This is a genomic window from Okeania sp. SIO2F4 (assembly GCF_010672385.1).
GTDB lineage: Bacteria > Cyanobacteriota > Cyanobacteriia > Cyanobacteriales > Microcoleaceae > Trichodesmium.
The window spans coordinates 1-4,789 of the sequence record NZ_JAAHGT010000766.1; the positions used below are offsets into that span (position 1 = coordinate 1).

The following is a 4,789-nucleotide window of genomic DNA, read 5'->3' on the forward strand; positions in this document are numbered from 1 at the left end:
TGAAGGAATGGTTGATGCTGCCTATATTTGTGAACAATTAGGTATTCCCCATCATATTGTGGATACTCGCGAGTTATTTCAGGCAAATATTGTTGACTATTTAGTAACAGGTTACAGTGCCGGAATTACTCCACTGCCTTGTTCTCAATGTAATAAAACAGTAAAATTTAGTCCTATGCTGGTTTATGGTCGTGAAAAATTAGGTATTGACAAAATTGCCACGGGGCATTATGCACGAATTGATTATGATTCACAAAGCGATCGCTATCTATTAAAACGTGCAGTTGACCGTAACAAAGACCAGTCTTATTTTCTGTATGATTTAACACAGGATTTACTGGCAGGTTCAGTATTTCCTCTAGGAGAAATGGTCAAGAGTGAAACCCGACTCATTGCAGCAGAATATGGTTTGAAAACTGCTAATAAACCAGAAAGTCAGGATTTATGTCTGGTAGAAGCTAGTGGTTCAATGCGGGAATTTTTAGACAAATATATTACTCCCCATCAAGGTGAAATAGTTGACAGAGAGGGGCGAGTCTTAGGAAACCATGATGGTGTCCATCATTATACGATTGGTCAAAGAAAAGGTTTGGGAGTTTCCGCCCCTCATCCTTTATATGTGATTGACTTAGACCCAGTGATGAATCGAGTAGTAGTGGGCGATCGCGACAGTGCGGCCAAAATGGAGTCTACTGTGAAGTTGGTTAACTGGGTTTCTATTGGCCCACCAAATGCGCCAATACGCGCAGAAGTGCAAGTGAGATATCGCAGTTTACCTGTAGCTGCAAATATTATTCCTTTGGGTATTAATGAAGAGAAACCTCTAGATGGTTTTCGAGTTAAGTTAATGTTTGAAGAAGCAGTTTTTGGCATAACTCCCGGTCAAGCGGCTGTTTGGTATGAGGGAGATATTTTATTAGGTGGAGGGATAATAGAAAAGCAGGAGTAAATGTTAGTTTGTAGTCTGGATTTTAGTTAATTATTTATGAATTGAGAATTGAGAATTCAGAATTATTAAATTAAGGAATTGTAGCGGTTTTCCAGAAATGTCGAATACAAAACTTCTGCCTTCTACCTTGAAGCCAAAATCTCTGTAATTTACATTAATGAAAACTGCTATAATTCCTAATAACTGCCTAAGTCCTAATGATATAAAATCTGGATAATTACTATACCCAAGTCATTGCGAGGCGACGGTAAATAACTGAAACTTTTGGGAAAATCATTAATACTAGTCGAAGCAATCTCATAGATACTTTAGAGATTGCCACGGGGGGTATAATGGCCAAACCAAGAACTTAATTCTTTCCCTTCCCCCCTCGCAATGACAATAGCAACTTGTCCCCAGGGAGGCGACGGTAAATAACTGAAACTTTTGGGAAAATCGTTAATACTAGAAGTTGGAATTTAGAATTGAGAATTTAGAATTCTAAATTCAGAAATTGTCATTGCGAGGCGACGGTAAATAACTGAAACTTTTGGGAAAATCATTAATACTAGCCGAAGCAATCTCTATGGTATCTATGAGATTGCTTCGGGGGGAATCATGGTCAAACCAAGAACCTAATTTTTTCCCATCCCCCCTCGCAATGACAAGTTGGTGTTTATTTGTAGAACTACCCCAATAGGTTAAAATATAAAATTATAGCGCTACTCATTCAGGTATTTGACATTTCGCGCATCCTGAAACCCTTTGACAGTTTACTATTCCCTCTGACCTATTCCCTATTCCCGATTCAAGTAGCGCTATATCAAACTTAGTCAGAGATTACTTCTAAATTCTGACTTCTAACTTCTCAATTCTCAATTCCCATCTCTCTCCAATCTCCAGACGGAATAAACGACGCCCAATAATAAGGATGCTTATACCCCTCAGTTGCCAATATCTCTAACTGCGTCTGTCTTAACGCCTCTGAACGCCCCTCATTATTCAAAACCCGTTGATAATATTTCACCATCAAATCTTTCGTACCAAAATCATCTACCTGCCACAAACTAATCACCTGACTTTCACTCCCCGCAAGAGATAACGCTCGACGCAAACCATAAACTCCTTCTCCCACATTCACATCTCCCACTCCCGTATCACAAGCAGACAATACTACTAACTTTGTACCACCCAAACTCAAATTCGCAATTTCTAACGCCGTCATTACTCCATCTTCATCACCACTTTGACGAGGATTAAAACCTGCTAAAGCTAGACCCGAACGTAACAGTGGGTTTTCTAATTTGTTGGGTGCTGCTGGAGGAATAGAAGTATTAAAACCACCTCCTAAACTTGGGGGTGCAACCTCTTCTAAATCTTCCAGAAAGAAACCGTGGGTAGCAATATGGAGTATTTCAGGAGCATTGACTTCTTTAATCGCATTTTCTGTCGCATTCGACTCAGTTAACAGAGTCACTTTTGATAACATCGGTGCAATAGCTTCCACTTCTGCTTTCGTTCCTTGTAACGCTCCAAAAGTTAAGTTTTCTGGAGCAAATAAAAAACTGCCTAAATCTCTAGTAGTTTTTTTGTCACCACGCTTATTATTAGCAACCAGTCGCACAGAAGTGGGGTTGCCTGGGGTGTCGTATTCGGGGTTGGCAACTAATACAGGTGGTTGTTTGGCAAGGAAGTCAATATCAAGTTTGATGAGGTCGCGTCCGGTGGTGAGGTAGGTTATGTTATAGTTTTGGATTAAGTATTGGTTGTTTTCATCCACCAGAGCAGCAAAAGGAATGAGGTTGAGTTGGGAGTCTGGGGATAACAGGATGTGTTTTGCATTGCCTAACTTTTGGCGGATGGGTTCCATTACTTGTTGCTCTAAAGTACGAGCAACTTCTTGGATGGAACTATTGGGTTGTGATAAATTATTGCGAAATTCATTGATGGTGTTGTTGATGGGTTCTGCTGCTCCCAGAGCTAGCCATTGAGGTGCGCCTTTGGAATGGAGGATGTAAGCTGCGTAGTGGGGTTGTTTAAATTTATCAGCTTTGGCATTGAAAGGTTTGTATTGGATAATTTCCACCAATGCTGCATTAGCAGGGATTAACTCTTGTATCCTTTCAATAGTCACTGGTTTAGTTGTCTGAGCAAATGCTGCACTTGCCAGAGAAAGGTCAACTTCTAATTTCTCTGCTTTACCTTTGAGGGTAGCGACTTGTTGGCGATATTGTTCTGGTGCGATATTTTCCGGTTTGTTGTAAATGAGGGCAGCTAGTTGAGTGCGAGTGTTTGCCAGATCGTCTAGGAGTTTTTCGTTTTCTGGGGTGAGGTTGTCGCGGATGGTTTGGAGGGAGTTGATAGTAGAGTCAAGGATGCGACCCTTCCGCCGAAGGATAGTGGTGAGGGCGAGGTTAGCTGCTTTTGGGTTTGTGGGTGCCTCTTGGAGGTGTAGGGATATTGTTCGGTGAGTTGTTCCTGAGAGATAGCTCATTGAGGCTTGTTTTTGGCTTTCCGAACCTGTGGCGAGGAAAGTAGTGAGGGTGGTTTCTTCTACTTCCATTGCCTGGGTAAGATATTCAATGGCACTGGTTGTATTTCCTTGAGCAAGGTACAGTACTGACAGGTTATTGAGGCTTAGAGCAACCTTTGGATGGTCTGCTCCTAATGCTTTTTCTAATATTGCTCTTGACCTTTGGTATAGGGGTAAAGCTTCTGTGTACTTTCCTTGCTCATGGTACAGTGATGCCATATTGTTGAGGCTTAGAGCAACGTCTGGATGGTCTGCTCCTAATGCTTTTTCTCTGATTGCTCTTGACTGTTGGAATAGGGGTAAAGCTTCTGTGTACTTTCCTTGCTCACGGTACAGTTCTGCCTGGTTATTGAGGTTAGTGGCAACCAAGGGATGGTCTGCTCCTAATGCTTTTTCTAATATTGCTCTTGACTGTTGGTATAGGGGTAAGACTTCTGTGTACTTTCCTTGCTCATGGTACAGTGATGCCATATTGTTGAGGCTGCTGGCAACGTCTGGATGGTCTGCTCCTAATGTTTTTTCTCTGATTGCTCTTGACTGTTGGTATAGGGGTAAAGCTTCTGTGTACTTTCCTTGCTGACGGTACAGTTCTGCCTGGTTATTGAGGTTAGTGGCAACCAAGGGATGGTCTGCTCCTAATGCTTTTTCTAATATTGCTCTTGACTGTTGGTATAGGGGTAAGGCTTCTGTGTACTTCCCTTGGTCATCGTACAGTCCAGCTAGGTTATTGAGGGTAGTGGCAACCTGTGGATGGTCAGCTCCTAATGCTTTTTCTAATATTGCTCTTGACCTTTGGTATAGGGGTAAAGCTTCTGTGTACTTTCCTTGCTGACGGTACAGTCCAGCTAGGTTATTGAGACTGGTGGCAACAGATGGATGGTCAGCTCCTAATGCTTTCTCTGTGATGGCCAGAGACTTTTGGTATAGGGGTAAAGCTTCTGTGTACTTCCCTTGGTCTTGGTACAGTGATGCCTGGTTATTGAGACTGGTGGCTACCGAGGGATGGTCAGTTCCTAATGCTTTCTCATATATTGCTCTTGACCTTTGGTATAGGGGTAAAGCTTCTGTGTACTTTCCTTGCTCACGGTACAGTTCTGCTAGGTTATTGAGGCTTTGAGCAACGTCTGGATGCTCTGCTCCTAATACTTTTTCTCTGATTGCCCTTGACCTTTGCAATAGGACCGATAAAGATCAAACAGATCGTTTTGGCGATGAAACAGGAAAGAATGAGTTCTTATCTGATGGTATGAAAGCATATGGATTCGACATAGGAATCACATTTATCAATTCCAATTTTATAAACCTTACTGGGTATACTCATTTTAGTA

2 protein-coding genes are annotated in these 4,789 nt (G+C 41.8%); one reads left to right on the forward strand and one right to left on the reverse strand.

Features of this window, described 5'->3' with window-relative positions:
* The coding region (gene mnmA / locus F6K22_RS32275) for a tRNA 2-thiouridine(34) synthase MnmA (protein WP_293107728.1) at positions 1-949 on the forward strand (949 nt) is incomplete at its 5' end.
* Between the two features lie 847 nt (positions 950-1,796).
* On the opposite strand, the gene F6K22_RS32280 is transcribed toward mnmA, so the two are convergent.
* The gene (locus F6K22_RS32280; RefSeq protein ID WP_363274897.1) at positions 1,797-4,637 is read right to left on the reverse strand and encodes a tetratricopeptide repeat protein; all 2,841 of its coding nucleotides are present in this window, start codon (positions 4,635-4,637) and stop codon (positions 1,797-1,799) included.
* Positions 4,638-4,789 lie beyond the last annotated feature (152 nt).